Annotated in this window: 24 protein-coding genes and 1 tRNA gene; 14 read left to right on the top strand and 11 right to left on the bottom strand. The window is 32.9% G+C overall.

What is annotated here, in order from left to right:
- The 6 genes from BTO05_RS09935 to BTO05_RS09960 all read right to left on the bottom strand — a co-directional run bounded on the left by BTO05_RS09935 (position 1) and on the right by BTO05_RS09960 (position 9,433).
- Entirely contained in the window at positions 1-837 is an 837-nt protein-coding gene (locus BTO05_RS09935) for a VOC family protein (protein WP_087492515.1), read from the bottom strand.
- Between the two features lie 58 nt (positions 838-895).
- The gene (gene aspS, locus BTO05_RS09940) at positions 896-2,650 is read right to left on the bottom strand and encodes an aspartate--tRNA ligase (protein ID WP_087492516.1); all 1,755 of its coding nucleotides are present in this window, start codon (positions 2,648-2,650) and stop codon (positions 896-898) included.
- Positions 2,651-2,745: 95 nt separating this feature from the next.
- Positions 2,746-6,282, bottom strand: a complete 3,537-nt coding sequence (locus BTO05_RS09945) for an efflux RND transporter permease subunit (RefSeq protein ID WP_198295224.1) — start codon at positions 6,280-6,282, stop codon at positions 2,746-2,748.
- Positions 6,272-7,462, bottom strand: a complete 1,191-nt coding sequence (locus tag BTO05_RS09950; RefSeq protein ID WP_087493339.1) for an efflux RND transporter periplasmic adaptor subunit — start codon at positions 7,460-7,462, stop codon at positions 6,272-6,274. Before BTO05_RS09950 ends, BTO05_RS09945 begins: the two co-directional genes overlap by 11 nt.
- A 19-nt stretch (positions 7,463-7,481) precedes the next feature.
- Positions 7,482-8,819 carry a TolC family protein gene (locus tag BTO05_RS09955; RefSeq protein WP_087492517.1) on the bottom strand — a complete coding sequence of 446 codons (1,338 nt, stop codon included), beginning with the start codon at positions 8,817-8,819 and terminating at the stop codon, positions 7,482-7,484.
- A complete protein-coding gene (locus BTO05_RS09960; RefSeq protein WP_087492518.1) occupies positions 8,819-9,433 on the bottom strand; it encodes a TetR/AcrR family transcriptional regulator in 615 nt (204 codons plus the stop codon). The genes BTO05_RS09955 and BTO05_RS09960 overlap by 1 nt, the downstream gene beginning before the upstream one ends.
- A 119-nt stretch (positions 9,434-9,552) precedes the next feature.
- Here BTO05_RS09960 and BTO05_RS09965 point away from each other — a divergent pair, with 119 nt between their 5' ends.
- Positions 9,553-10,527 (top strand): polyprenyl synthetase family protein, encoded by a 975-nt coding sequence (locus tag BTO05_RS09965; RefSeq protein WP_087492519.1) that lies wholly within the window; start codon positions 9,553-9,555, stop codon positions 10,525-10,527.
- Positions 10,527-10,874 (top strand): hypothetical protein, encoded by a 348-nt coding sequence (locus tag BTO05_RS09970; protein WP_087492520.1) that lies wholly within the window; start codon positions 10,527-10,529, stop codon positions 10,872-10,874. Before BTO05_RS09965 ends, BTO05_RS09970 begins: the two co-directional genes overlap by 1 nt.
- 14 nt (positions 10,875-10,888) lie before the next feature.
- Here the strand turns inward: BTO05_RS09970 and BTO05_RS09975 are convergent, their stop codons facing one another.
- Positions 10,889-11,317 (bottom strand): hypothetical protein, encoded by a 429-nt coding sequence (locus BTO05_RS09975; protein ID WP_087492521.1) that lies wholly within the window; start codon positions 11,315-11,317, stop codon positions 10,889-10,891.
- Positions 11,318-11,448: 131 nt separating this feature from the next.
- Here BTO05_RS09975 and BTO05_RS09980 point away from each other — a divergent pair, with 131 nt between their 5' ends.
- Positions 11,449-11,868 (top strand): CBS domain-containing protein, encoded by a 420-nt coding sequence (locus tag BTO05_RS09980; protein ID WP_087492522.1) that lies wholly within the window; start codon positions 11,449-11,451, stop codon positions 11,866-11,868.
- A gap of 70 nt (positions 11,869-11,938) precedes the next feature.
- Here BTO05_RS09980 and BTO05_RS09985 read toward each other — a convergent pair whose 3' ends face one another.
- Complete coding sequence (locus BTO05_RS09985) at positions 11,939-12,451, bottom strand: alpha-ketoglutarate decarboxylase (protein WP_087492523.1); 513 nt, start codon at positions 12,449-12,451, stop codon at positions 11,939-11,941.
- A 113-nt stretch (positions 12,452-12,564) separates the two neighbouring features.
- Here BTO05_RS09985 and BTO05_RS09990 point away from each other — a divergent pair, with 113 nt between their 5' ends.
- Positions 12,565-15,321: a 2-oxoglutarate dehydrogenase E1 component gene (locus BTO05_RS09990; RefSeq protein WP_087492524.1), complete on the top strand. Its 2,757-nt coding sequence runs from the start codon at positions 12,565-12,567 to the stop codon at positions 15,319-15,321.
- A 39-nt stretch (positions 15,322-15,360) separates the two neighbouring features.
- A complete protein-coding gene (gene odhB, locus BTO05_RS09995; RefSeq protein ID WP_087492525.1) occupies positions 15,361-16,593 on the top strand; it encodes a 2-oxoglutarate dehydrogenase complex dihydrolipoyllysine-residue succinyltransferase in 1,233 nt (410 codons plus the stop codon).
- A 413-nt stretch (positions 16,594-17,006) separates the two neighbouring features.
- Here odhB and BTO05_RS10000 read toward each other — a convergent pair whose 3' ends face one another.
- Positions 17,007-17,447 (bottom strand): retropepsin-like aspartic protease, encoded by a 441-nt coding sequence (locus BTO05_RS10000; RefSeq protein ID WP_087492526.1) that lies wholly within the window; start codon positions 17,445-17,447, stop codon positions 17,007-17,009.
- Positions 17,448-17,495: 48 nt separating this feature from the next.
- Here BTO05_RS10000 and BTO05_RS10005 point away from each other — a divergent pair, with 48 nt between their 5' ends.
- From BTO05_RS10005 to BTO05_RS10040, 8 genes are all read left to right on the top strand, one after another.
- Positions 17,496-18,263, top strand: coding sequence for a TatD family hydrolase (locus BTO05_RS10005; protein WP_087492527.1), 768 nt, complete (start codon positions 17,496-17,498; stop codon positions 18,261-18,263).
- Between the two features lies 1 nt (position 18,264).
- Entirely contained in the window at positions 18,265-19,290 is a 1,026-nt protein-coding gene (locus BTO05_RS10010) for an asparaginase (RefSeq protein ID WP_087492528.1), read from the top strand.
- Positions 19,291-19,362: 72 nt separating this feature from the next.
- Positions 19,363-19,450, top strand: a tRNA-Ser gene (locus BTO05_RS10015).
- A 73-nt stretch (positions 19,451-19,523) separates the two neighbouring features.
- Positions 19,524-20,294, top strand: coding sequence for a MotA/TolQ/ExbB proton channel family protein (locus BTO05_RS10020; RefSeq protein ID WP_087492529.1), 771 nt, complete (start codon positions 19,524-19,526; stop codon positions 20,292-20,294).
- 9 nt (positions 20,295-20,303) lie between these two features.
- Complete coding sequence (locus BTO05_RS10025; RefSeq protein WP_087492530.1) at positions 20,304-20,750, top strand: hypothetical protein; 447 nt, start codon at positions 20,304-20,306, stop codon at positions 20,748-20,750.
- Positions 20,751-20,756: 6 nt separating this feature from the next.
- Positions 20,757-21,374, top strand: a complete 618-nt coding sequence (locus BTO05_RS10030; RefSeq protein ID WP_087492531.1) for an ExbD/TolR family protein — start codon at positions 20,757-20,759, stop codon at positions 21,372-21,374.
- Between the two features lies 1 nt (position 21,375).
- Complete coding sequence (locus tag BTO05_RS10035; protein WP_087492532.1) at positions 21,376-21,840, top strand: ExbD/TolR family protein; 465 nt, start codon at positions 21,376-21,378, stop codon at positions 21,838-21,840.
- Between the two features lie 89 nt (positions 21,841-21,929).
- Positions 21,930-22,619 carry a porin family protein gene (locus BTO05_RS10040; RefSeq protein ID WP_087492533.1) on the top strand — a complete coding sequence of 230 codons (690 nt, stop codon included), beginning with the start codon at positions 21,930-21,932 and terminating at the stop codon, positions 22,617-22,619.
- Here BTO05_RS10040 and BTO05_RS10045 read toward each other — a convergent pair.
- Complete coding sequence (locus BTO05_RS10045; RefSeq protein ID WP_232459730.1) at positions 22,614-23,171, bottom strand: hypothetical protein; 558 nt, start codon at positions 23,169-23,171, stop codon at positions 22,614-22,616. The two genes, BTO05_RS10040 and BTO05_RS10045, sit on opposite strands and share 6 nt — an antisense overlap.
- Positions 23,172-23,325: 154 nt before the next feature.
- Between BTO05_RS10045 and BTO05_RS10050 the strand changes: the two genes are divergently transcribed.
- Positions 23,326-25,221, top strand: coding sequence for a hypothetical protein (locus tag BTO05_RS10050; RefSeq protein ID WP_087492535.1), 1,896 nt, complete (start codon positions 23,326-23,328; stop codon positions 25,219-25,221).
- Here BTO05_RS10050 and rpoN read toward each other — a convergent pair.
- Positions 25,218-26,681 (bottom strand): RNA polymerase factor sigma-54, encoded by a 1,464-nt coding sequence (gene rpoN / locus BTO05_RS10055; RefSeq protein ID WP_087492536.1) that lies wholly within the window; start codon positions 26,679-26,681, stop codon positions 25,218-25,220. The genes BTO05_RS10050 and rpoN overlap by 4 nt on opposite strands.
- Between the last annotated feature and the right edge of the window lie 129 nt (positions 26,682-26,810).

A 26,810-nucleotide genomic window follows, 5' to 3' on the forward strand; every position in this document is an offset into this window, starting at 1 on the left:
TTACAAATATATAATCAATGGTAATTCTGGTCTTAAATCAAAAGATTTGCCTTGAATACTATTATCAAAATAAATTTCCATTAAATGTGCTTTACCATTTTTTACTTTTAAGTTTTTAATTCCGTTTAGTGCTTCAATGGTTTTTGAATTTAAGTCTAAATTATTAGAAGTGATTATAATGTCAGTCACTTTTTTAGTACCATTTACATGATTGTACGTGTCTCGATAATAAGAAACTTCGTCAGGGATAACGTCTTTAAGGTCATCGAATGTTTTAAAGTTTTTCGTTTCTATTTCTGGATAAACAACAAATACCGAAGGTTCATTTAAATTAAGTTTAGAGTTTTTGGCAGCGTAAATACTCGCCTTTGGTGCCATCCAATCTTGATGGTAGCGTATTTTTTCAAATGGAATTTTTTCAACGGCATAGTCTTTTACTTTTAATGCAATACTAAAAGGTGAAGCGCCATTTTTTTGAAAGTTTGAACGTTCTATAAAATCAAGGTTTTTATTTTTTTTAATATTTTCTTCAAGCTCATTTTGGTCGTGCACAAAAATGAATTCCAAATACGTATTTAAAAAATTGAAATACCGTCCAGATGTACCTTGTCCTTCGTGAATCATTGAAAGCGAATCAGGAACTGCAGTAAAACCAATAGCTTTTAATTTTTCTTTTGCTTTCGTAGGGTTTTCAACCCAAATATTAAAATGGTCAAGTTGTAAGTCGTTAGAAATGGTATCAGAGACATCGCTTTGCTTTACATCTTTTATTTCTTTCTTACATGAAGAGATACCAAGCATCAAAAAAATGATTAAAAAGTAATTCTGAATTTTCATCTTAACGGTATGTTATTGAAAGTAACAAAAAATCCTGCGAATTGCAGGATTTTGAAGTTTATGATTTAAGATTAAGTTTTAAACTTAATTCTGTGAGTTGCTCATCGTCAATTGGCGCAGGTGCATCAATCATAACGTCTCTACCGCTATTGTTTTTTGGAAAGGCAATAAAATCTCTAATGGTTTCTTGTCCGCCTAAAATGGCAACCAATCTGTCTAATCCAAAAGCGATACCACCATGTGGAGGAGCACCATATTCAAAGGCATCCATTAAGAAACCGAACTGTGCTCTAGCTTCTTCTTCAGAAAAACCTAAGTGCTTTAGCATAATAGCTTGCGTTTCTTTATCATGGATTCTGATAGAACCACCACCGATTTCATTTCCGTTTAATACTAAATCGTAAGCGTTGGCTTTTACTTCGCCAGGTTTTGAATCTAACAATTCTAATTGACCTGGTTTTGGAGATGTAAATGGATGGTGCATTGCGTGGTATCGTTCTGTATCTTCATCCCATTCTAATAAAGGAAAATCCATTACCCAAAGTGGAGCAAATTCATCAGGTTTACGCAAGCCTAAACGTTCTGCTAATTCCATTCTTAAAGCACTTAATTGAGCACGCACTTTATTGGTTTCACCTGAAAGTACACAAATTAAATCCCCAGCTTTTGCGGCAGTAACTTCTGCCCATTTAGCCAAATCATCTTGGTCGTAAAACTTATCTACTGAAGATTTATAAGTACCATCATCATTAACACGACAATATACCATACCTAAAGCACCAACTTGTGGACGCTTTACCCAATCAATCAGTTTGTCTATTTCTTTTCTGGTATAACTATTTCCTCCAGGAACAGCAATTCCAACAACTAATTCTGCCGAATTAAAAACGTTGAATTCTTTATGTTGAGCTACAGTATTTAGCTCGCCAAATTCCATTCCGAATCTGATGTCTGGTTTGTCGTTTCCGTATAGGCGCATCGCATCATCATAAAGAATACGTGGAAATTTATCGACCTCGACACCATTAATTTCTTTTAATAAATGACGAGTCAAACCTTCAAATGTGTTTAAAATATCCTCTTGCTCAACAAACGCCATTTCACAGTCAATTTGTGTGAATTCTGGTTGTCTGTCGGCACGTAAATCTTCGTCTCTAAAGCATTTTACGATTTGAAAATATTTATCCATGCCACCAACCATAAGCAATTGCTTAAAGGTTTGAGGCGATTGTGGTAATGCGTAAAATTGACCTTCGTTCATACGAGAAGGCACCACAAAATCACGCGCACCTTCTGGTGTAGATTTGATTAAATAAGGTGTTTCTACTTCAATAAAATCATCGTTTGATAAATAATTTCTAACCGCTTGCGCTACTTTATGTCTAAAGATTAAACTCTCTTTTACAGGATTACGACGAATATCGAGGTAACGGTATTTCATACGTAAATCATCACCACCATCAGTTGTATCTTCAATCGTAAAAGGTGGTGTTTTTGAGCCATTTAGAATATTTAATTCTGAAACTAATACCTCAATATCACCAGTTGGAATATTTGGGTTTTTAGACGCGCGTTCTTGAACTTTTCCAGTTACTTGAATTACAAATTCGCGACCTAATTTTTGAGCGTTTTCTAAAATTTCTTTTGCTGTTTGCTCTTCATCAAAATACAATTGTGTAATGCCATAACGATCACGCAAATCTACGTAAACCATAAATCCCTTATCTCTTACACCTTGCACCCAACCACTGAGTGTCACTTCTGTATTGTTATGTGACGCTCTAAGCTCACCACATGTATGACTTCTGTACATATTAAAATATTAAGGTTGCAAATTTAAGGAAGTTATGAGACTATCAATAAAAAATCCGAAGACATTGCTTCGGATTTTTATGCTTTTTAACAACTCTACTTGTCTAAAGCAAGCTGTCTATCACTTTCATTTAATACATTTTGTTCTCCAGTTTGACTATTTGAAGATGTTTTTCGGCGTAACCACATCTTTAAGCGCATACTCAAATAGAAAAATATTGGTACTACAATTAGGGTTAGGAATGTTGCTATGAATAATCCATAGATTACAGTCCATGCTAATGGTCCCCAAAAAACAACATTATCTCCACCCATATATACATTTGGATTAAAATCTGCGAATAATGTGAAGAAGTTAATATTTAATCCAATTGCTAAAGGAATAAGTCCTAAAATAGTCGTAATTGCAGTTAATAATACTGGTCTTAAACGTGCTTTTCCAGCTTTTACAATACATTTAAATAAATCGTCATGTTCTAGGTAATCTGATTTATCCAAACCTAAATCAATCTTTTTTCTATCAATTAGAAGTTGTGCGTAATCCAATAAAACAACACCATTATTTACAACAATACCTGCAAGTGAAATAATACCAACCATGGTCATCATAATTACAAATGCACTTCCTGAAATTACCAATCCGCCAAATACACCAATTAGACTTAAGAAAATCGCCAACATAATAATTGTTGGTTTTGAAACCGAATTAAATTGAAAAATTAAGATGAAGAAAATTAAACCCAATCCTGTAAAAAACGCACCCATTAAAAATGCCATTTGTTTGTTTTGTTCTTCAATTTGTCCTGTATAATCAATTTTAATATCAGTAGGTAATTTTCTGAAACTGGCCATTTCATTCTGAATTTTTGCTACAACAGCACCAGCATCTGTTTCTCCCGGAGATAATGCAGAATATACAGTAACGACACGTTTTGTGTCTTTATGCTTAATAGCGCTAAAACCAGAATTATTTTTTTGTTTAGCAACCGTAGATAATGGGATTTCCTTTATCTGTCCAGTATTGTCTCTAAACGTGATATTCTGATTAAATAATGCACTAGTGTTGTATCGTATATCTTGGTCAAAACGCAAATAAATATCAAAATCATCACCACCTTGCTTATAGATTCCAGCTTTTGCTCCAAAAATAGAATTACGTAATTGAGTTCCAATCTGTGCAGCACTAATACCAAGCTCGCCCGCTTTTTTACGGTCAATCTCCACTTGCATGGTTGGTTTGTCTTTATTGACATCAATTTTAAGCTCGTCAACACCAGTGATATTTTTAGCGTTAATAAACTCGCGCATTTCTTCGGCAGTAGCAATGAGTTCGTTGTAATCGTTACCTTCAATTTCGATATTAATTGGAGCACCAGCTGGCGGGCCATTCGCATCTTTTTCGACCGAAATTAAAACCCCAGGAAAAATACCAACCAATGCTTCTTGTACTTTTTGACGTAAAATTTCACTGTCTTCACCACGACGATATTTGTACTCGCGCATGGATGCTGTGATTTTTGCTTTATGAGGCATTTCTGCAGAGGATCCACCATCTGTTTGTGGATTTCCAGCACCTTCACCAACTTGTGAAACAGCACTTTCCACCAAGAAGTTTCGCCCATCATCCATGTATTGACTTTCGTTAATGACATCGTAAACGCGCTTTTCAATTTGATTTGTAATTGCGTTTGTTTTCTCGATATCTGTACCTTCAGGATACTCTATATAGACAATAATTTGGTTTGGTTTGTTATCAGGAAAGAATTCAATTTTGGTTCTTTGTGATGCTACTGAAGCACCAAAAGCCATAAATGCACCTATTAACAAAAGAAATGTAATACCGCTTAAAACATAAGGACGTTTTTTGGACAATGCGCCGTTAAGCATGCGTTCATACCAATTTTCAAGCTTTACTAAAGATTTATTCTGAAAATTATTCGCCATTCTACGAATCAAAAAACGATATGCCCAAAGCATAATAGCAGTAAAAATCATTACTGTTCCTAATCCACGATACGAGCCGCCAAAAATTAAAATAAGCAGCCCAATGCCTGCAACAATAATGGTTGTCTTTATGATTTGTTTAATTGGCATTTCCTTGTCTTCCGTTTTCATAAACTGTGAGACTAAAACCGAATTAAAAAAGATGGCGACAAATAAGGAAGACCCTAAAACAATGGACAATGTTATTGGTAGAATTTTCATAAACTCACCCATAATTCCTGGCCAAAATGCTAACGGTACAAAGGCAGCAACTGTTGTTAAGGTTGAAATTATTATAGGAAACGCAATTTCTCCAATCCCTTTTTTTGCGGCTTGTAGTCGTGTTAAACCTTCTTCTTCCATAAGTCGGTACACATTCTCAACAACTACAATACCGTTATCTACCAACATACCAAGACCCATGATAAGCCCGAAAAGCACCATGGTGTTTAAACTGTACCCAATAAGATTTAAAATCATTAAGGACATAAACATTGACATTGGTATGGCAAAACCAACAAATAATGCATTTTTAAATCCAAGGAAGAACATTAAAACTGTTACCACCAGAATAACCCCAAAAATGATATTATTTACTAAGTCATCAACCTGGCCAATAGTTACTGAAGACTGATCGTTGGTAATGGTAACTTCTAGATTTTTTGGAAAGTAATTATCTATTGCGTTTTTGGTAATAATGGCAATTTGTTCTGAAGCGGCTACCATGTTTTTTCCTGCACGTTTTTTAACGTCAAGCATAACTACAGGTTTACCAGATTTACGTGCAAACGTAGTTTTATCTTCCTCATGGAAAGTTACTTTTGCAACATCTTTTAGGTAGATTGAATTTCCTTTTTCAGTTTTTACGACGAAGTTTTCAAGCTCATCAGGTGATTCGATTTCACCAATTATTCTTATAGTACGTCTTTGACCAGATGCTTTTAAGTTTCCGGCAGATTGTGTAACGTTTCCATTACCAATAGCGCCTAAAATATCATTAAAGGTCACTTGCGCTGCCATCATTTTGTAGATATCCACTTCAACTTCAACTTCGCGATCTTGTGCACCACGAATGTCTGCTTTTTTAATTTCTGGTAAATCTTCAATTTCATCTTGAAGATACTCGGCATATTCCTTTAATTTTTCAATTGGGTAATCACCAGAAATATTAATATTTAAGATGGGCATTTCTTCCGAAAGGCTCAATTCAAAAACATTAGGTTCAACTTTTGCACCATTAAACGTTGGCCAATCTTCACTTGATGTTTCAGAATCTATTTCGTCTTTTACCTTTTGCTTGGCTTGTTCAACGGTTATATTTTCGTCAAATTCAACAATTAAAATTGAATAATCTTCTTGAGATGTTGAGGTTAGTTCAACCAGATTACTGACCGTTTTTAGTTTGTCTTCTAATGGGTCAGTCACAAGTTTTTCAATATCCTCAGCAGTGTTCCCTGGATATACAGTACTAACGTAAATTTTAGTCTCGTTAACTTCTGGAAAGTTTTCTCGAGGCATGCTAAAAAATGCAGAAATCCCTAAAAAGAAAAATACAGCAATTAGTACATACATTGTGGTTTTATTATTAATTGCCCAAGATGATAACGCGAATTCTTTATCTACATTCTGTTTGTTCTTTTTAATTTCCATTGTTATTTTCTGTATAATTAATAACCTCTACGGTTTGTCCATCACGGACACTACGCGCACCTTCTTTTATAATTTCTGAATTTCCGTCCAAACCTTCTAATACTTCAATAACATCGCCTTGTGTTTTTCCGGTTTTAACGATGATGCGTTTTGCTTCACCTTCATTGTCCGAGTTTTTATCACTAATCACATAAACATATTGTTGTCCATTAGCATTTTCTGAAATGATACTTTGAGGAATTAAAATTGCTTCTTCATTGGTGTAGTCGTTAATTTTTAGACGCGCTGTAAGGTTAGGTTTTATGTTTTTTTCTTTATTTGGAACTGCAATTTCAACATTAAACGTTCGGTTTGCTGGGTTAATAAAGTTTCCAGCTTGACGTACTTTAGCACTGATAGTTTTATTCAGAATCGGGAATTCAACTTCTACATTTTTCCCTTTTACAACATCCGATATATAGCGCTCTGGAACAGCAGTTTCAATATACATATCGTCTAAGTTTACGATACGCATTAATTGCGATTGTCCTGCGCCAACGACACTTCCTTGCTCGGTAATCACATCGTCAATAGTACCTGAAAATGGTGCTCTCACATAAGTTTTTGCTATTTGTTGCTTTAGCTGATTTACGGCTTGTGTTTGTGCTTCGTAACTTGATTTTGCTTGTAAATATTGAATTTCGCTACCAATTTTTTGATTCCATAAACGTTTTTGTCTATCAAAAGTTGTTTTTGCTAGGTTAGCTTGAATTTCTATTTGCGCCAATTGTTGACTTAATCCGCCATCATCAATTTTAGCAAGGGTTTGTCCTTTGCTTACTTTTTGCCCTTCTTTGACATAAACACGCGTTAAAATTCCTGAATATTCTGGAAAAAGCACCAAATTGTTTTTTGTACTTACACTTCCTTGTAGCTCTACATAATGTATAAACACTTCTTTTTGAGCTTTAAAACTTGTTACAAGTGGCACATTTTTAGTTGTATCTAAGCTCGATATTTTTTCGTCTAAAAGACTAAGCTTTCCTGTGATTTCTTGCTGTTGGGCTACAATTTCGTCGCGTTTTTTTCTAATGTCTTCAAGGTTATTGGATTCAATAACGCTCTCGACAGTTTTCTTTTTTTCTCCATCACAAGCAAATATTAATAAAGAAACTAAGGTTAATTTTAATATATTTTTCATTTTAGATATGTTTTGAGTTTTAGTCAATTTTGTTAGTGATAGTTTCTAATTCAGCCTTTGCGTTTATGACATTAAGCATGGTTTGTAAAAGTGTTTGTTGAGCGGAGTACAATTGTGTTTGTGCTTGTCTCAATTCAAAACTAGAACTAATGCCTTCAAAAAACTTTGTTTGATTTTTTTGTTCTATACGTTCTGCAAGTGCAAGATTTTGTTTTTTATTTGTGTAGTCTTCAATCGCAAATTTGTAGTTGCTTTTTGCAGTTTCTATTTGAAGATTAAGACGTTGTTGTGTTTCAGTTAAATCATCTTTAGATTTTTCTAGATTTATTTTAGCACGTTGTGTTGCAGCACTTCTTTTTCCTGAACTAAAAATGGGGACATTTAAATTAACTCCAACAGAAGAAAATCCAAACCAACGATTATTGCTATCTAAAAAAACAAAGTCGTCTGAAAAACTATTATAACCTCCGTTTAAAAATGCACTCAATCTAGGAATTGCTTTACTTTTTTCTAGTTTAAGTAGTAATTCTTTAGATTTTGTGTCATTAGCTGCAATTTTATAATCTATCGTAGTTTCAACATTATTTTCTTGAGTTAAGGTTTCTAAAGAAATATTTTGAATTGTTAATGTCTCTAGATTATCGGTAAGATTTAGAGTTGTATTAAATTCAATTCCCAAAGTAATATTAAACATTTGGTATGCGATACTTCTTAATCGTTTAGAGTTATTAAGATTACTTTTAAGGTTGGATAATGTAATTTGAAGCTGTTCGACACTCTCTTCTTCTTCCAAACCATTTTCATATATTTTTTGAGTTTCATCTAGATTTTTTTCTAAAACAGCGATGTTTTTTTCTAAAATAGAAATACTCTCTTCAGAAAGCAGCACATTTCCGTAGGCATTAATAACTGCTTTTCTTACTTCTAAATCGGTTTTGATTTTTGCATTTTCTGAAATTTCTAAAAACACTTTTGCAGATTGAAGACCAACTAGATAAGAACCATCAAATAATAGCTGATTTAAAGTTGCAGTAGCAGTTGCTGTTTGTTGTGTACCAAATATTACCTCGGCAAATTCTCCTGGATTACCTCCAAAAAATTCCGCAGGTACAACTGAAACTTGTTGCTTTAAAAAGTTTTGATAATTAACAGTGGCGTCTAACTGAGGAAGTCCAGTGGCAGTAGTTTCCCATTTTTGTTGTTTAGCAGCATCGATATCACGAGTAGCATTTTTTGATTGTCTATTGTTTTCTAATGCATAATTAATAGCTTCTTGTAAACTAAAACTACTTGGTATGTCTTGGGTATACCCAAAACTAAAAGCAATTAAAAAACATATACTTAGTAAGTTTTTCATTAGTGTTTTGTGATTGGTTTTTTGTTGATGAATTGATTTAATATATTAAAGCCTTTGTCGGTCACAATGGCTCTTAAGTGGTATTCTAAATAGTTTTCCATAAGATATTCCATGTTGAATTTTTCTCGTGGAAAAATAGCTTCGTCTTTAATGCCTGTCATTCCATTAAAATATAGCCTAGCTATAAACTCTACATCAATGTTTGATCTAAAAACACCGGTATTAATGCCTTTAGTTAAACTTTCAGAAACAGATTCGTGCATCTTTTCAAATTGTTTAAACTTTAGAACATCATGAATTGCTGGATAGTATTTTTTTAATTGGTATTGTGGCGATGCTTTTTCGTTTTTGAGATGTTGCATTACAAACATTTTGATGTCGTATAGCTCTTCAATCGGATTAATAGCTTCGTCACAAATACAATCAATCCCATTACATATATTTTCGAATAATGTAAAAGTGACAGCTTCAACTAATTTAGTTTTATTGCTAAAATGGACGTAGATAGTTTTCTTGGATATACCCATTTCATTGGCAATATCATCCATTGTAACACTTTTAAAACCAAGTGTTAGAAATAAATCTGAAGCTTTGTGAATTATATTTTCTTTCATAATATGATGGCAAAAATACACTAGGAAACTTAAAATACAATATAAGTTTCCAAAGTTTTAATGATTTTTTAACATTGGTAATGTTGAATTTAAATTGACTGAAGCTGTATTTTTGTATTATGAACTATATCCAAAAGTATCAATCAGCTTTTTTGGCGCATTTAGATAATTATGTCAAAGAGCGTCATCCAAAAAACCTTTATGATCCAGTCAATTATATACTAATGCTTGGAGGAAAAAGATTAAGGCCAGTTTTAACACTTTTAGCAGCTGACTGTTTTGAAATCGATTATACCAAAGCTTTGGACGCAGCTTTAAGCGTTGAGGTATTTCATAATTTTTCTTTAGTTCATGATGATATAATGGATGATGCACCATTGCGACGAGGAAAAGAAACTGTCCATGAAAAATGGGATATAAATACAGGAATTCTTTCTGGCGATGTTATGCTTATTATGGCATATCAACTATTTGAAAATTATAAGGCTGAAACATTTCAGTCTTTGGCCAAGCTATTTAGTAAAACAGCTACCGAGGTTTGCGAAGGACAACAATACGATGTTGATTTCGAAACAAGGAATGATGTTACTATACCCGAATATTTAAAAATGATTGAGTATAAGACGGCTGTTTTAGTTGGTGCTGCTATGCAAATGGGAGCTATAGTTGCTGAAGCTAAAGTCGAAGATCAAGAAGCAATCTATGATTTTGGACGTTATTTAGGAATTGCTTTTCAATTACAAGATGATTACCTAGACGCTTTTGGAAACCCTGAAACATTTGGTAAACAAGTTGGTGGTGATATAATTGAAAACAAAAAAACATACTTATACCTAAAAGCTCTTGAATTTGCCTCTGAACAGGACAAAATTCAACTTTTAGAATTGTTTAACACTCAACCCGTAGATATTCCAGAAAAAGTAGATGAAGTTAAACGTATATTCACTGCAACAGGAGCAAAAGCAGCTACTAAAGAAGCTGTTGAGCAGTATACCGAAAAAGCGTTTTCTCTTTTAAAATTGTTGAATATTTCTGAAGATAAAAAGAAAGTTCTTAAGCAATTTGGATTGGGACTAATGACTAGAAATGTATAATGCAATTACCAAAATCTTTTGAGGCTTTAGTAGATGAGGCAAACAGACTGAAACTATATAAAGCTTTAATTATTCAATTGAATAAAGATTTATCATTAGCCAATATAGATTTAGAATTTAGTGATGAAGTTTTACCAACAAGCTTGAAATTAATACTAAAAGAAGAAATCTATAATCTCATCCAAAATAGATTTACGGAATATCTTAACCTATTGTATATCATTGATGTTGCCGAGGCAAAAGTTAGAGATTTAGATGGTGATGATACCATAAAGCTTTCTGAGGATATTACATTTCTTATACTTCAGCGCGAATGGCAGAAAGTTTGGTACAAGGCCAATTATTAAAAGTTTATTAGAAGCTATTTACTATCAAGAAGATATTCTAGTTTTTCTTCTTTTCTAGCATTTTTTATAATATTAATAATCTGTTTTTTTAGTCGGTCATAATCTATTTTATACCTGTTGACAGTTATTTTAATTGATTTGTGCTCGCTAATAAAAGCATCTTGATTTTGCTTGTCATTTTCTTCAATGCAGTCTTCTAGGAATCCGATATGAGAATTTATCATTCGAGTAATAATATTATTTCGCTTTTCTGACCTGTTTATAGCATCTATAATTTCTTCTTTTTCGATTTGAGTATAATCATTTGTAGTTGGTAAAATCACATCTTTTATGGTGTCCAAAAGAAATAAGTATTCAGTTTTAATAAAGTTTACAAACGACAACCAATCTTTAGATTCGTCATGCATTTTTTCGGGATTAAAAAAAGGAACAGTAGTTGTCATGATATTTTAATTTATAAAATGTGAGCAATAGCTCTAAATTACTGATAACTAGTGTCTAAAAATATGATTTTTATCATGTCATTTTATGGTGTTTTCTACTAATTTTAAAGAGCAATTTTAAATTTTGAGTTATGGAACGAGGAGTACCAATTTCTAAGATAATGACCAAAGATGTTATTACTTTAAATCTAAAAGACGATTTGGAAACTGCAGAGATGTTGTTTAAGAAAAATAGTATCAGGCATATTCCAGTGGTTAAGGATAGAACTATAATAGGTATGTTGAGTTATACAGATTTGTTGAGGATTAGTTTTGCAGATGCTACTGATGAGTATGATAGTGAAGTAGACACAATAGTATATAATATGTTTACTATTGAGCAGGTTATGGCAAAAAATGTTGTCAGTGTTCCATCGTCCACAACTGTAAAAGAGGTGGCTAAATTACTTGGGGAAAGAGAATTTCATGCACTACCTGTATTAGACGACGGTAAGCTTGTTGGCATTGTTACAACAACTGATTTGATTAATTATTTAGTTGAAAAACTATAAATTAATTATTAAATTTTCCTTTTGCGGCAGTTTATTAATTCTGCTAAGTGAAGTTTGACCATTACTGAATTTAAAACCAAAACCTTACAAAAGGCAACCATGGGTCTGCATAAATGCTTTCATCCTCGTCATAAAGCACATCGTATCTAACGCCAAAAGTTACATTTCCTGTTCGATAACCAGCGCCTAAAAATAAAGCTGTAGCCCAAAAATTATCTCTTTCGTTAGAAGAAAATATACCTTCAAACGATGTGTTGACATTGACTTGCTCCAATTCTACGGAAAGTTGTAATTCAGGAAATGGATTGGTTAAAGCAATAACACTTCCACCTAAAATAGTTGAGTTAAAAACATCTTTTTGACTGCTGTAACTTCCGGTTAGGCCTAGGCCAGCTGAAAAATAGGGATTAAAGTCATAAACGGCTTGTGGTGCTAGTGTTCCGCTAAAAAAGCCATTCCCAAAATTTAGTCCAATACCACCACCAAATCTGACATTGTTCCAAAAACTGTTATTGTTTTCAATTTGTGAAAAACCAATAAAACTAAAAAAGATAAATACTATTGAGATTAAAAGAGACTTCATTCTAAGAAATTAATTAAACAATTCTTATAAATATACTAAAAGTGCGACTAAAAAAGGTAAAAGTTGTACTTTTGTCTAAACTTTGTTGAAACGAAAACGTCTCAAAAAAACAAATGGATAAATATTCCTTTCTTAACGCAGCACACACAGCATATTTCGCTGATTTATACGACCAATATCTTAAAAATCCAGATTCTGTAGAGCCAAGTTGGCGTGCCTTTTTTCAAGGGTATGACTTTGGTGCAGAAAGTTATGGTTTAGATGGTGAAATTGTAGAAGGTGTTTCGACTCAAATTCCTGAGCATGTTCAAAAAGAATTTCAGGTTATAAAACTCATCGACGGCTACAGAAGTAGAGGCCATTTGTTTACAAAAACAAATCCTGTTCGAGCAAGACGAAAATATGCACCAACTTTAGAAATTGAAAATTTTGGTTTATCAAAAAATGATTTACAAACCAGATTTTCTGCAGGAGAAGTTTTAGGATTAGGTTCGGCAACACTGCAAAGTATTATTGATCATTTAGAACGTATTTATTGTGATTCTATTGGTGTAGAATACATGTATATACGCCAGCCAGAAGAAATAGATTGGATTCAGAATAAGTTAAATATAAATGATAACCATTCAAATTTTTCAGCTGAAGAAAAGAAAAATATTCTTAGAAAATTAAATGAAGCTGTTTCTTTCGAAACCTTTTTACATACAAAGTATGTTGGTCAAAAACGTTTTTCCTTAGAAGGGAATGAATCATTGATTCCTGCTTTGGATGCTATGATAGAGAAGGCAGCAGATTATGGCGTTAAGGAGTTTGTAATGGGTATGGCACACCGTGGTCGTTTAAGTACATTGACCAACATCTTTGGAAAATCTGCAAAAGATATCTTTAGTGAGTTTGATGGAAAAGATTACGAAGAAAAAATCTTTGATGGAGATGTAAAGTACCATTTGGGTTGGACGAGTGACCGTGAAACAGATACAGGTAAAAAAATAAATTTAAGTATAGCACCAAACCCATCACATCTTGAAACAGTTGGAGCAGTTGTAGAGGGTATTTCGCGTGCAAAACAAGATAAAAAAGAAATTGAAGATGCTTCACAAGTACTACCAATTGTAGTTCACGGAGATGCAGCAATTTCTGGCCAAGGTTTAGTTTATGAACTGGTCCAAATGGCGCAGTTAGATGGTTATAAAACCAACGGAACAATTCATATTGTGGTAAACAACCAGATTGGTTTTACAACAAACTATTTAGACGGTCGATCAAGTACATACTGTACAGATGTTGGTAAAGTTACTTTATCTCCTGTATTACATGTCAATGCCGACGATGCTGAGTCTGTTGTTCATGCTATTTTATTTGCTTTAGACTTCAGGATGCAATTTAACAGGGACGTTTTTATTGACTTGTTAGGTTACAGAAAATATGGACACAATGAAGGTGATGAGCCAAAATTTACACAGCCGCTATTATACAAGGCTATATCAAAGCATCAAAACCCTAGGGATATTTACGCAGCAAAACTAATTGCTGAAGGTATTATCGATGAAGGTCATGTTAAGAAAATTGAAAAACAATATAAGGACCAACTTGAAGAAAAATTAGTGGATTCGCGTAAGATTGAAAAGACTAAAATTTCTCTATTCATGCAGGAACAATGGAAAGACTTTGTACGTGTAGATGAAAAAGAAATGGTCAAAACGATTGATACAACAGTATCAAAAGATTTACTTCAAAATATTACCAAAACTATTTCTAACCTACCAGATGACAAAAAATTTATTCGTAAAATTCAGCGTTTGGTAGAGTCACGTCAAACTATGTTTGATGAAGATAGATTAGATTGGGCTATGGCAGAACATTTGGCATACGGATCATTACTATCAGAAGGTTTTAATGTTCGTATTTCAGGTCAAGATGTAGAGCGTGGTACATTTTCACATAGACATGCGGTTGTCAAGGTTGAGGATAGTGAGGAAGAAATAATTCTTCTAAAAAATGTATCTGAAAATCAAGGACAATTCAATATATACAATTCATTATTATCAGAATATGGAGTTGTCGGGTTCGATTATGGTTATGCTATGGCAAGCCCAAAAACATTGACAATTTGGGAAGCACAATTTGGTGACTTTAGTAACGGAGCACAGATAATGATTGACCAATACATTTCGTCTGGAGAAGACAAATGGAAAACCCAAAACGGATTAGTAATGTTGTTGCCTCACGGTTACGAAGGTCAAGGAGCAGAGCATTCTTCAGGTCGTATGGAACGTTATCTACAAGGTTGTGCAAAGGACAACATGTTTATTGCCGATTGTACGACACCAGCAAACATGTTCCACTTATTACGTCGACAAATGAAGGCTAATTACAGAAAACCTTTAATAGTTTTCACACCAAAAAGTTTATTACGTCACCCAAAAGTAGTTTCTAGGGTAGAAGACTTTGCAAACGGAAATTTTCAAATGCTAATTGATGATGAAAATGCAAAAGCTAGTAAAGTAAAAACGTTAGTTTTTGTTACTGGAAAGTTCTTTTATGACTTACAAGACGAACAAGAAAAATTAGAAAGAGACGATATTGCATTGGTAAGAATTGAGCAATTGTTCCCATTACCTGTTAATAAGATGAGAGAAATACTCAAGAAATATAAGAATGCTGACGACGTTGTTTGGGCACAAGAAGAACCACGTAATATGGGAGCTTATAGTCATATGCTAATGCATTTTGATGAAGCAAAACAATGGCGTTCTGCAAGCAGAAGGCCTTATGGTGCACCAGCAGCAGGAAGTTCGGTGCGTTCAAAAATGCGTCACCAAGAAGTTATAGATTATGTTTTTGATAAAAGCAAAAACAACCAGAGATAAATTAAAAACAACTCAAATTAGAGCTTAAATACATAAAGCATGATTTTAGAAATGAAAGTGCCTTCACCAGGCGAATCAATTACAGAAGTAGAAATTGCAGAATGGTTAGTCCAAGATGGCGATTATGTAGAAAAAGACCAAGCCATTGCTGAAGTGGATAGCGATAAGGCAACTTTAGAATTACCAGCGGAAGCAAGCGGAATAATTAAGCTTGAAGATTCAGATGGTAATAGATATGAAGAAGGTGATGCTGTTGTTGTTGGTGCAGTTGTTTGCTTGATTAATACAAGTGCAGCTAAACCAGAAGGTAGTTCTGATGAAACTCCAAAAGAAGCTAAGGAAGAAACACCTAAAAAGAAAGAGTCAAAGCCAGTAGCAAAAGATACAAAAACATATGCTACAGGCAGCGCAAGTCCAGCAGCAAAAAAGATTTTATCAGAAAAAGGAATTGAAGCATCATCCGTTTCTGGTTCAGGAAAAGACGGTCGTATCACAAAAGAAGACGCTATAAACGCAGTGCCTTCTATGGGTACACCAACAGGTGGAAACCGAAGTACTTCTCGTAGCAAAATGTCAATGTTACGTCGTAAAGTAGCTGAGCGTTTAGTAGAAGCAAAAAATACTACTGCAATGTTAACGACTTTTAATGAAGTCGATATGTCTCCAATTTTTGATTTGCGTAAACAATACAAAGAAGATTTTAAAGCAAAACATGGCGTTAGTCTTGGGTTTATGAGTTTCTTTAGTCTAGCAGTTGTTCGTGCATTAAAAATGTACCCAGCAGTTAACTCAATGATTGACGGAAAAGAAATGCTGACTTACGATTTTGTAGATATAAGTATTGCTGTTTCAGGACCAAAAGGATTGATGGTGCCTGTGATAAGAAATGCAGAAAATTTATCATTTCGAGGTATAGAATCTGAAGTTAAGCGATTAGCAATTAGAGCTAGAGAAGGCGAGATTACAGTAGACGAAATGACAGGAGGTACTTTTACAATTACTAATGGAGGTGTATTTGGTAGTATGTTATCAACTCCAATTATCAATCCTCCTCAAAGTGGTATTTTGGGAATGCATAACATTGTTGAGCGTCCAGTTGCTATTGATGGTAAAGTTGAAGTAAGACCAATTATGTATGTAGCATTATCTTACGACCACAGAATTATTGATGGTAAAGAATCTGTAGGTTTCTTAGTTGCTGTAAAAGAAGCTTTAGAAAACCCTGTAGAGTTATTAATGGATAACGATATTAAGAAGGCTTTAGAAATGTAAGTCTTATTAAATATATAGTTTAAAAAAACCTTCACTAGTTGAGGGTTTTTTTATTTCATAAAAAAAGCGCAATTCCCCCAAATTGCGCTTTAATATTTTAGATACCCTATTATATCTAAAAGCTAACTAAACTAAAATTAACTAAAAAAGACTACAGAGACATTTGCTACTATTATAGCAACAGTACTTACAATTAGTAGTAACACAAATATTTTACTGTTGTTATTTTTCATACTTAAATAATTTCCTTGTAAGAAATATTATTGATTGTTAGCAATGTAAATTTCGGAATAATATTTCAGCTATCTATACGTATAAATACTGATATTTAATTTTAACATTTATAACAGGTTTTTTGGTTAAATAGCTAAAAATCAAAACTTTATTAAGGTAGCTAAAAAAATGTATTAAAACTATAGTTTTAAATAAAGGTATTTTTTGTCATAGTCAATAATCCCTTTTCCTTTTTTTAGTATATCGGCACCGATGATACCGTCAACAGCATCAGCATTGTGATTTAAGAGACCTTGATTAACATGGGTAAGATTAAATAGTATTAACGGTATGCGCTGTTTTTGCCATTTACCTATTTTTAAAGTATTAGATTTTGAGAGTTTCGTTACCATATCAGAAGCTCCTGCACCAACAGCCTTAATTTCCGAATCTACAACTTTAAGATTAAAGTGTTCTATTGCTTCAAAACCAACGCAACTACTAGATGCACCAGTATCCAAAATAAAGCGTCCTTTAATACCATTAATGATAGCTCCAATTTCAAAATGATTGGTTTTGGTAAGTTTTAGCTTGACTTTTGAGTATCCTTTTTCTATTAAAAAATCTTTAAGCGTTTCCATTTTTTCACTTTGTGTAAATATAATACTATAAACAATTATTTTTGCGGTATGATAATTACAGATACGCACACCCATTTATATAGTGATTCCTTTGATGAAGATAGGCAAGCGATGATAAAGCGAGCTATAGATTCTGGAGTAAAACGTTTTTTTATTCCTGCAATAGACTCTAGTTACACAAATGCTATGTATAAGTTAGAAACCGAATTTCCTGATGAGGTATTTCTAATGATGGGTCTGCACCCTACATCTGTAAAAGATAATTATAAAGAAGAGCTAGACCATATACAAGAGCAATTTCAAAAAAGAGATTTTTATGCTGTTGGCGAAATAGGAATCGATTTGTATTGGGATAAAAGTACTTTAGATATTCAGATTGAGGCTTTTAGATTTCAAATTAACTTAGCTAAAAAATACAAACTTCCGATTGTAATCCATTGTCGAGAAGCTTTTGACGAAATTTTTCAAGTTTTAGAAGAAGAAAAGAGCGATGATTTATTCGGAATTTTTCATTGTTTTACTGGTAATTTTATACAAGCAAAGCAAGCTATTTCGTATAACATGAAATTAGGTATTGGAGGTGTGGTGACTTTTAAAAACGGTAAGATAGACCAGTTTATCAATCAAATAGATTTAAAACATATAGTTTTAGAGACTGATTCACCTTATTTAGCGCCCAAACCTTATCGAGGAAAACGCAATGAAAGTAGTTATATAATTAAGGTTCTAGAAAAATTATCGGAACTTTACGGTATTTCAGAATCTGAGATTGCTGAAATCACTACACAAAATTCAAAAGCCGTTTTCGGAGTTTAATATGGAAAAACCAAACATACTTTTAATTTATACTGGTGGTACTATTGGGATGATAAAAAATCCTGATACAGGAGCTTTAAAGGCTTTTGATTTTAGTAACCTTTTAAAACGAATTCCTGAATTAAGACTACTAGATTGTGATATAGAGACGGTTTCTTTTGAAGAACCTATAGATTCATCTAATATGAACACCAAATATTGGTGTGACATTGCCGATATTATAAAAGATAATTATAGCAAGTTTGATGGTTTTGTTGTTTTGCATGGTAGTGACACTATGAGTTATTCTGCTTCTGCATTAAGTTTTATGCTCGAAAATTTATCCAAGCCAGTAATTTTTACTGGGTCTCAATTACCGATTGGAGATTTACGTACCGATGCTAAAGAAAATTTAATCACTTCAATTCAATTGGCTTCACTTCATAAAAAAGGAGAGCCTGTAATTAGAGAAGTAGGGCTGTATTTTGAATATAAGTTGTATCGTGGTAACCGAACTACAAAGATTAATGCCGAGCATTTTGAAGCATTTGAGTCTTTAAATTTTCCGCATTTAGCAGAATCAGGTGTGCACCTAAATATCAATAAAAAGTTTTTATTAAAACCTAATATAGAGGCTTCTCTGAAGGTAAATAAAAAGATGGACTGTAATGTGGCTATATTAAAACTATTTCCAGGAATTGCAAAACCTATTTTAGAAGCTGTTTTAAAAAGTAAACTTATTAAAGGGTTAGTTTTAGAAACATACGGTTCAGGAAATGCAACAACAGATTCATGGTTTATAGATTTGTTAGAAAAAGCTATTAAAAGAGGTGTCTATATTATTAATGTAACACAATGTTCTGGTGGTAGTGTAAGAATGGGACAATACGAAACGAGTTCTCAGCTCAAAAATATCGGAGTCATCTCAGGAAAAGACCTAACAACTGAAGCAGCAATTACTAAGCTCATGTATCTCATTGGTCAGAATATTAGTCGATTAGAATTTCAATCCATATTTGAAAGGTCTTTGCGTGGCGAAATGTCCTAAAATTAACGCCTATAATTTTAGTGTTTGAAGATTTTTTTGTTATTTGGCGTTCTGTAATTTTAAGAGACTTACAGAGAGGTGGCCGAGTGGTCGAAGGCGCACGCCTGGAAAGTGTGTAAACGCCAAAAGCGTTTCGAGGGTTCGAATCCCTTCCTCTCTGCTGATGTTACTTAAATAGTTACATATTTTTTATATCTTTAACACTTTAACTAATAAAATTAAGATTCAAGACAATGAAAAGATTATTTTCTATCCTAGCCATTACATGTTTAATGGCAGTTGGAACTGTTAATGCAAACGCAACAACAACAGTAGCAGCCGCAACAACAACCGTTGCAAATGTAGCCCAAGAAGAAGCAGCAGATGCTGAAGATTTAGGGTTTCATCAAGAATTAAAAAAGAGATTTATTGAAGGTGGTCCAGGATTCATGGGCATCGTTTTATTATGTTTAATTCTTGGTTTAGCTATTGCTATTGAAAGAATTATCTTTTTAAATCTTTCTACTACAAATTCAAAAAAATTAACTCAAAATGTTGAAGACGCTTTAGCATCTGGAGGTATTGAAGCAGCTAAGGAAGTTTGTAGAAATACAAAAGGACCTGTTGCATCTATCTTTTATCAAGGTCTAGACAGAGCGGACGAAGATATTGACGCTGCTGAAAAAGCTGTTGTAGCTTACGGTGGTGTACAAATGGGTCAGTTAGAAAAGAATGTATCTTGGATATCATTATTTATCGCATTAGCACCAATGCTTGGTTTCATGGGTACAGTAATTGGTATGATTAAAGCCTTTGATAAAATTGAAGCCGCTGGTGATATGCAACCTTCTTTAGTAGCAGGTGGTATTAAAGTAGCACTTTTAACAACAGTATTTGGTCTTATTGTGGCTATTATACTTCAGATTTTTTACAACTATATCATCGCTAAGATTGACAGTATTGTAAATGATATGGAAGATTCTTCAATTACATTAATGGATTTATTAGTAAGACACAAAAAATAAGAGTTAGGTATGCATAAAATTTTAAAAATAGTAGCTGCTATCTTAAGTCTACTTGGCATTGTATTCTTAGTAAGAATCATTGCTAAAGGAGATGATGAAATAGAAGCAGCTGCATTAGCAGGAGATACTGCTATCATAGACCCAATGGCCTTTGTTACTTATGTAATATTAGGCTTAGTTTTAGCTTTTGTTTTATTTTTTGTAATAAAGAATTTATTTACAAACACAGCAGGACTAAAAAATACGATAATAGGACTCGTAGCCTTTGTTGCGGTACTATTAATAGCTTATTTAGTTTCCGGTGGAGATGTTACACAATATAAAAATCAAGACGAGTTTGCTACTCCAGGCCAATCTCAAATGGTCGGAGCTGGATTAACCGCATTTTACATTTTGTTAGCGGTAGCAGCTGCAGCAATGATTTTTTCAGGAGTTAAAAAAATAATCAGTAAATAGTAAATTATGGCAAAAAGAGCAGCACCAGAGGTTAATGCCGGTTCAATGGCTGACATTGCTTTCTTACTATTGATATTTTTCTTAGTTACAACAACTATTGAAAAAGATAAGGGTATCTTAAGAAGTTTACCTCCAATCGATGATTCTCAAACTGAACCACCTATAATCAAGCAGAAAAACTTATTTACAATTCTCGTAAATAGAGATGATAGATTATTGGTAGAAGAAGAATTAATGGACATCAAAGACCTTAAACAAGCAGCAATAGATTTCTTGGATAATGGTGGTGGAGTTAATGCGGAAGGAGCTTCTTGTGATTATTGTAAAGGAAAACGAGATGAGTCATCTTCTGATCATCCTGATAAAGCCATTATTACGCTAAAACACGATCGTGAAACGAGTTACGGTAGATATATTGAAGTCCAAAACGAATTGGTGGCAGCATATAATGAGCTAAGAGAAAGAGAAGCACAACGTATCTTTAATCGATCTTTTGCGTCTATGTTAGAAGAGAAAGAAAAGAATCAATTTAATAAAGACGAAAAGCTTAACGATGATATCAAGAGAATAAAGGATATGTTTCCTTTAAAACTCTCGGAAGCAGAACCAGATAAAACTAATTAGTATGTCTAAGTTTAAGAAGAAAAAAGGTGGTGAATTACCGGCGATATCGACGGCATCTTTACCAGACATTGTATTTATGTTATTATTCTTTTTTATGGTAGCTACCGTAATGAGAGATAACTCTACAATGGTAGAAAATACTTTACCTGTCGCAGATCAGATAGAGAAGCTTAAAAAAGACAGAACTATGTTTATCTATGCAGGTAAGCCTAGCGAGCAATACAGTAACTTAGGTACAGAAGGACGTATACAAATTAACGATTCGTTTGTTAGTTTAGACGCTATTCAGCCAGCAGTTTTCGAATATATTACCTCTCTTAATGAAGAATTAAAGGATAGAGTTGTAGTGGCTCTAAAAGTTGATGAGAAAACAAATGCAGGTATTGTATCAGATATTAAGCAAGAGCTAAGAGAAGCAAATGCACTTAAGATTATGTACATTACTGGTAAGAAAAAAGAAGAATAAAAATATCTTAATTTTATAAAAAGCGTTATGATACTATCATAACGCTTTTTTTATGCGTTTTACTTATTGAAATTTAATAGCTTTACAGTATGAGATTGTTTTATTTTTTACTCTTTTTATTTTCTATTCAATTTAGTTTATCACAAGATAGCTTGTCTGTAGAGATAGATGACAGATACCGTGAGGATCAATTTTATGCCTCTATAACTTATAATCTTTTGTCAGACAATCCAAGCAATATATCCTCAACAGATTTTTCTACAGGTTTTCATTTTGGATTTATAAGAGATATGCCAATAAATAAAAAACGAAATTGGTCAGTCGGATTAGGTTTTGGTATCTCTTCGAATTCTTATAATCAAGATTTATACATAACAGAGGATTCTAATGGCGTAGCTTTTACAGACTCAGACATTAACTTTGGTAATGTTAGTAAAAACAAATTCTCGACCTATCTCATTGATGTACCTTTTGAATTACGGTGGCGTACTTCTAATGCAACAGATTACAAGTTTTGGCGTATTTACCCAGGATTCAAATTCAGCTATTTAGTGTTTAGTTCTTCACGACTAGAAAGTGAATTACAAGACATAAAACTGTCTAACATTGATGCCTTTAATAGACTTCAATATGGATTAACACTAAGTGCTGGTTATGGTACATGGAATTTTCAAATATATTACGGTCTTAATCCTATATTTGATGATGCATCATTATTAAATGGTCAGTCTATAGACTCAAAAGCGGTAAGAATTGGAATAATGTTCTATATATTATAACCAAAGCCTAAACAGAAGAAACTGGGGTAATATACCAACCAAAGATCCAATAATTAGTTCAAGATAAGTGTGTGCTTTTAGATGAAGGCGAGACGTAGCGATTGCTCCTAATAACACCATCATTAGAGCAATAGTTCCATTTATATTAATATGAAAATGTATACTTAAAGCTAGAGCAAACATAAAAAAACCAGAAGCAGCTAACATATGAATACTAGCTTTTATTTTAAAGATTGCCAAAACAAAGCAAATAAGAGTTGATACTAAAACGCCTATGAAGAAGTAATTTAGTTCTTCAATTTCATTTGATGGAAAGACTCTTGAAATTACTAGACTTATTATTAAGGCATTAATTAAAAGGGGTAGTTTTCTTTCGTTGGTAGTTTTTAGGTAAATACTTTCTACTTTTTTGAGAGTTCTCAGTAAATAATAAACTAGGATTGGAAGTATTACAGTCAGCAAAACCGTAGAAAACACCTTAGCATCTCTTACAGGTTCAGGTATAAAACGTGGTGTTTTAGAAAAGTAAAAGATGACACCTAATAATGGCATTATTAGTGGATGTAAGACGTACGATATACTTTTTAAAATGAAATTCATATACTATCAAACAAAAGTAATTTATTTAAATTCAAAATAATAGGTTTTTATACTATTGATAGTAATCACAATTTATTAATTTTCAATTTCAGAAATTTAACTCAGAATGAATTCAAAATATTTACTTTCTACTCTTGTTTTTATATTTATAATCAATCTTTCTTTTTCACAAGACGACAATTATAGGATTGTATTTCCTAAAACAGAAGCAGAACGCAATAAGGCCTGTAATAATTGTTTTAAAGTTTTTAGTCAAAAACCAAAAGAGGTAAAGTTTTCTATAATAAACGAAAATGGCAGCTTATATTTTGAAACTAATGACAAAAAATGGTTTAATCAAATTTTTAAAAACTCCACTGATGGTCTAGCACTAGATGTAGTTGCAAAAGATATTTATAGTTGTGATATTACCTCAATCGAAAACAGTCAGATAAACGGAATATTAATTAAACCAGTATATGCGCAACGTCTAAAAAGTGGATTGCTAGCTAACGGTAATAATCGATTTAGAGTACTGGTTGGTAAAATCCCTTCTGAGCTTAAAGGAATGGAGTTAGAGTATAATATTCTCTTCTTAGGAAATAAAACCTTATGTAGATACCAGGTCATATATAATCTAAAGGCCTATAAATGGGATTTACTAGACATGGGTATGTATCTAGATTCTGTAAGTTTCAAAAATCAGAAATTGGTTAGTAATGGAGAAGATAACGTCAAAATTAGATACAAAACTTTAAAGTTTAAAATACCTTTTGAAAAGAATAAAGCGGTGTATTCGCCAGAAGATATAAAGCCAGTTTATGACTCTCTTAATCTTACGGACTTTAATATAAAAACTATAAATATAAAGGCTTATGCATCCGTTGAAGGAAGCCTGGAAAGAAATATCGAATTGCAAGAAGGACGCGCAAATAGTATCGCAAAAGCTATACAAACGTACCAGAAACCAACAATTAAAACTACTATTTCTTCTTCAGAAAATTGGGTAGAATTTTTAAATGACATTGAAGACACTAAATACGAAAACTTAAAAACATTAAGTAAAACTCAAATCAAAAAGAAATTGATTGGAGCATTTTCTAGCGAAATGGAAGTATACTTAAAAAATCATCGAAAAGCCTTAATAACATTAGAACTTGAGAAAAAAGATAAATACAAAACTATGCCAGCTAATCAGTTGGTATCTTTATTTAATAAATCTATAAAAGAAAACCAATTAGATGAAGCCAATTCAATTCAGAATTCTCTTTTTGAAAAGATGAAGAATAGTGAGGTATCTCCTGATTTATTACAACAGCTTGAAGTGCCAATGCAACTTAATTTAATCAATTTTTTAAATAAAAATAGCGCTATTAAATACCAGTTAAACGAAAGGCAAATTGTAATAGTGAGAAATGAGCTTGAAGCATTAAAAAACTTAGACCCTAAAAATCCAAAAATTAGATATAATCTAACAGCGATAAAATTTAAGATATGGAGATATAATATTGAAAAAATTAATCCAGCGTTATTTAAAGACGAAATTTATAACCTTGAAAAATATAATATTTCAAAATCGTTAATTAACAGAATGCTAATCAATTATCATATCATCCAGAGTGAAAATTTTAATCGACAAAGAGATTACGCGAACAAGGATAAATCTGTAAATTATATAAAATTATTGTACGAAAAAGTACCGTTAACAGATTTTGATTATTTCAGTTTAGCTCAGTTTTTATCCTATTATGCAAACGTCGAAGCAGCAGCAGATTTACTATCCGATAAAGCTAGACAAATAGAGGTTGACGAGGATTTATTATTTTATTACTTAAACCTTACTCTAATTAATAAAGAGCTTACTAAAACAGACGAATATCGAACAATAATGCTTAATGCCGTTAACCTTAATAAAGAGCGTTATTGTCAATTATTTGCTGCTGCGGAGAATGACGGTGTGACATTTCAGCTTCTAAAGGATGATTACTTAAGAGCTAATTATTGCGAGAATTGTAATAACTAAATCTTTTTTCGTAATCGTGCCACAGGTATATCTAATTGCTCACGATATTTTGCAACAGTTCTTCGCGCGATAGGGTAACCTTTCTCTTTTAAAATACCTGCTAATTTATCATCAGTTAAAGGTTTTTTCTTGTCCTCTTCTTCTACTACAGTCTCGAGAATTTTTTTAATTTCTCTAGTCGAAACTTCTTCACCTTGGTCATTAGTCATGGACTCAGAGAAAAATTCTTTAATTAATTTTGTGCCATAAGGTGTATCGACATATTTACTATTTGCAACACGTGATACTGTAGATACATCCATTTCTATTTCATCAGCGATATCTTTAAGTATCATTGGCTTAAGATTACGCTCGTCACCAGTTAGGAAGTATTCCTTCTGATAATGCATGATAGAACTCATCGTCACAAAAAGTGTTTGTTGACGTTGTCTTACAGCTTCAATAAACCATTTTGCAGCATCTAATTTTTGCTTGATAAACATTACTGCATCCTTTTGAGATTTTGTTTTCTCTTTAGATTCTTTGTAACCTTTAAGCATGTTGTTATAGGTTCTAGAGACATGTAGCTCAGGAGCATTTCTTCCGTTTAAAGTTAACTCTAATTCACCATCGATAATTTTAATAGCAAAATCAGGGACCACATGTTCAACCATTCGGTTACTACCTGCGTAGGAACCACCAGGCTTTGGATTAAGATGCTCTATTTCTTCGATTGCATTTTTAAGTTGCTCTTCGGTAATACTAAATTTCTGAAGTAATTTTTTATAGTGTTTTTTTGTAAACTGCTCAAAAGCTTTATCAATAATCTTAGTGGCTAGGGCAACATTAGGATGCTGTTCTTTTCTGTTAAGCTGAATACTTAAACATTCTTGAAGGTTACGTGCACCAACGCCAGCTGGATCTAATTGATGAACAATACCTAAGACCTTTTCAACCTCAGACTCTTCAGTATATACATTTTGTGTAAATGCCAAGTCATCTGTAATATCAGATAATGACCTACGGATATAGCCACTTTCATCAACACTACCTACCAAAAACTGAGCAATTTCATACTCTTGGTCACTTAGCCTAAATGTATTTAGTTGGCTTATTAAATGTTGGGTAAATGAAGTTCCTGCAGCATATGGCACAGATTTTTCATCGTCATCTGCACTGTAATTATTGGCATGTGTTCTATAATCAGGGATTTCATCATCACTTAAGTACTCATCGACATTGATATCTCCTGCATCTATGGTGTCGTTATCGTTATAATCATCCTGCGAGTTGTCAAATTCGTCAAACTCATTCTCCTTTGCATCGCTTTCTTTTCCAGTATCCAATGCAGGGTTTTCTTCCAACTCTTGCTTCAAACGTTGTTCAAAAGCTTGTGTTGGCAGTTGAATCAACTTCATGAGTTGAATTTGCTGGGGCGATAGCTTTTGAGATAACTTAAATTGTAAGTACTGTTTTAACATCAATTGGTTGATTTAGTTAAAAATATAAAAACAATCTAAAACTATACCGTTATTAGATTGTTTTATAAAAAATTTAAAACTTTTTTTGAAATGGTTTCTCAAACGCCTGAAATAAAGCAGTTTAGGTAA

It is taken from the genome of Winogradskyella sp. PC-19 (genome assembly GCF_002163855.1).
Taxonomy (GTDB): domain Bacteria; phylum Bacteroidota; class Bacteroidia; order Flavobacteriales; family Flavobacteriaceae; genus Winogradskyella.

Coding starts and splice junctions, on each gene's coding strand:
- BTO05_RS09935 (WP_087492515.1), bottom strand. CDS start 837: ATGAAAATTCAGAATTACTTTTTAATCATTTTTTTGATGCTTGGTATC.
- aspS (WP_087492516.1), bottom strand. CDS start 2,650: ATGTACAGAAGTCATACATGTGGTGAGCTTAGAGCGTCACATAACAAT.
- BTO05_RS09945 (WP_198295224.1), bottom strand. CDS start 6,282: ATGGAAATTAAAAAGAACAAACAGAATGTAGATAAAGAATTCGCGTTA.
- BTO05_RS09950 (WP_087493339.1), bottom strand. CDS start 7,462: ATGAAAAATATATTAAAATTAACCTTAGTTTCTTTATTAATATTTGCT.
- BTO05_RS09955 (WP_087492517.1), bottom strand. CDS start 8,819: ATGAAAAACTTACTAAGTATATGTTTTTTAATTGCTTTTAGTTTTGGG.
- BTO05_RS09960 (WP_087492518.1), bottom strand. CDS start 9,433: ATGAAAGAAAATATAATTCACAAAGCTTCAGATTTATTTCTAACACTT.
- BTO05_RS09965 (WP_087492519.1), top strand. CDS start 9,553: ATGAACTATATCCAAAAGTATCAATCAGCTTTTTTGGCGCATTTAGAT.
- BTO05_RS09970 (WP_087492520.1), top strand. CDS start 10,527: ATGCAATTACCAAAATCTTTTGAGGCTTTAGTAGATGAGGCAAACAGA.
- BTO05_RS09975 (WP_087492521.1), bottom strand. CDS start 11,317: ATGACAACTACTGTTCCTTTTTTTAATCCCGAAAAAATGCATGACGAA.
- BTO05_RS09980 (WP_087492522.1), top strand. CDS start 11,449: ATGGAACGAGGAGTACCAATTTCTAAGATAATGACCAAAGATGTTATT.
- BTO05_RS09985 (WP_087492523.1), bottom strand. CDS start 12,451: ATGAAGTCTCTTTTAATCTCAATAGTATTTATCTTTTTTAGTTTTATT.
- BTO05_RS09990 (WP_087492524.1), top strand. CDS start 12,565: ATGGATAAATATTCCTTTCTTAACGCAGCACACACAGCATATTTCGCT.
- odhB (WP_087492525.1), top strand. CDS start 15,361: ATGATTTTAGAAATGAAAGTGCCTTCACCAGGCGAATCAATTACAGAA.
- BTO05_RS10000 (WP_087492526.1), bottom strand. CDS start 17,447: ATGGAAACGCTTAAAGATTTTTTAATAGAAAAAGGATACTCAAAAGTC.
- BTO05_RS10005 (WP_087492527.1), top strand. CDS start 17,496: ATGATAATTACAGATACGCACACCCATTTATATAGTGATTCCTTTGAT.
- BTO05_RS10010 (WP_087492528.1), top strand. CDS start 18,265: ATGGAAAAACCAAACATACTTTTAATTTATACTGGTGGTACTATTGGG.
- BTO05_RS10020 (WP_087492529.1), top strand. CDS start 19,524: ATGAAAAGATTATTTTCTATCCTAGCCATTACATGTTTAATGGCAGTT.
- BTO05_RS10025 (WP_087492530.1), top strand. CDS start 20,304: ATGCATAAAATTTTAAAAATAGTAGCTGCTATCTTAAGTCTACTTGGC.
- BTO05_RS10030 (WP_087492531.1), top strand. CDS start 20,757: ATGGCAAAAAGAGCAGCACCAGAGGTTAATGCCGGTTCAATGGCTGAC.
- BTO05_RS10035 (WP_087492532.1), top strand. CDS start 21,376: ATGTCTAAGTTTAAGAAGAAAAAAGGTGGTGAATTACCGGCGATATCG.
- BTO05_RS10040 (WP_087492533.1), top strand. CDS start 21,930: ATGAGATTGTTTTATTTTTTACTCTTTTTATTTTCTATTCAATTTAGT.
- BTO05_RS10045 (WP_232459730.1), bottom strand. CDS start 23,171: ATGCCATTATTAGGTGTCATCTTTTACTTTTCTAAAACACCACGTTTT.
- BTO05_RS10050 (WP_087492535.1), top strand. CDS start 23,326: ATGAATTCAAAATATTTACTTTCTACTCTTGTTTTTATATTTATAATC.
- rpoN (WP_087492536.1), bottom strand. CDS start 26,681: ATGTTAAAACAGTACTTACAATTTAAGTTATCTCAAAAGCTATCGCCC.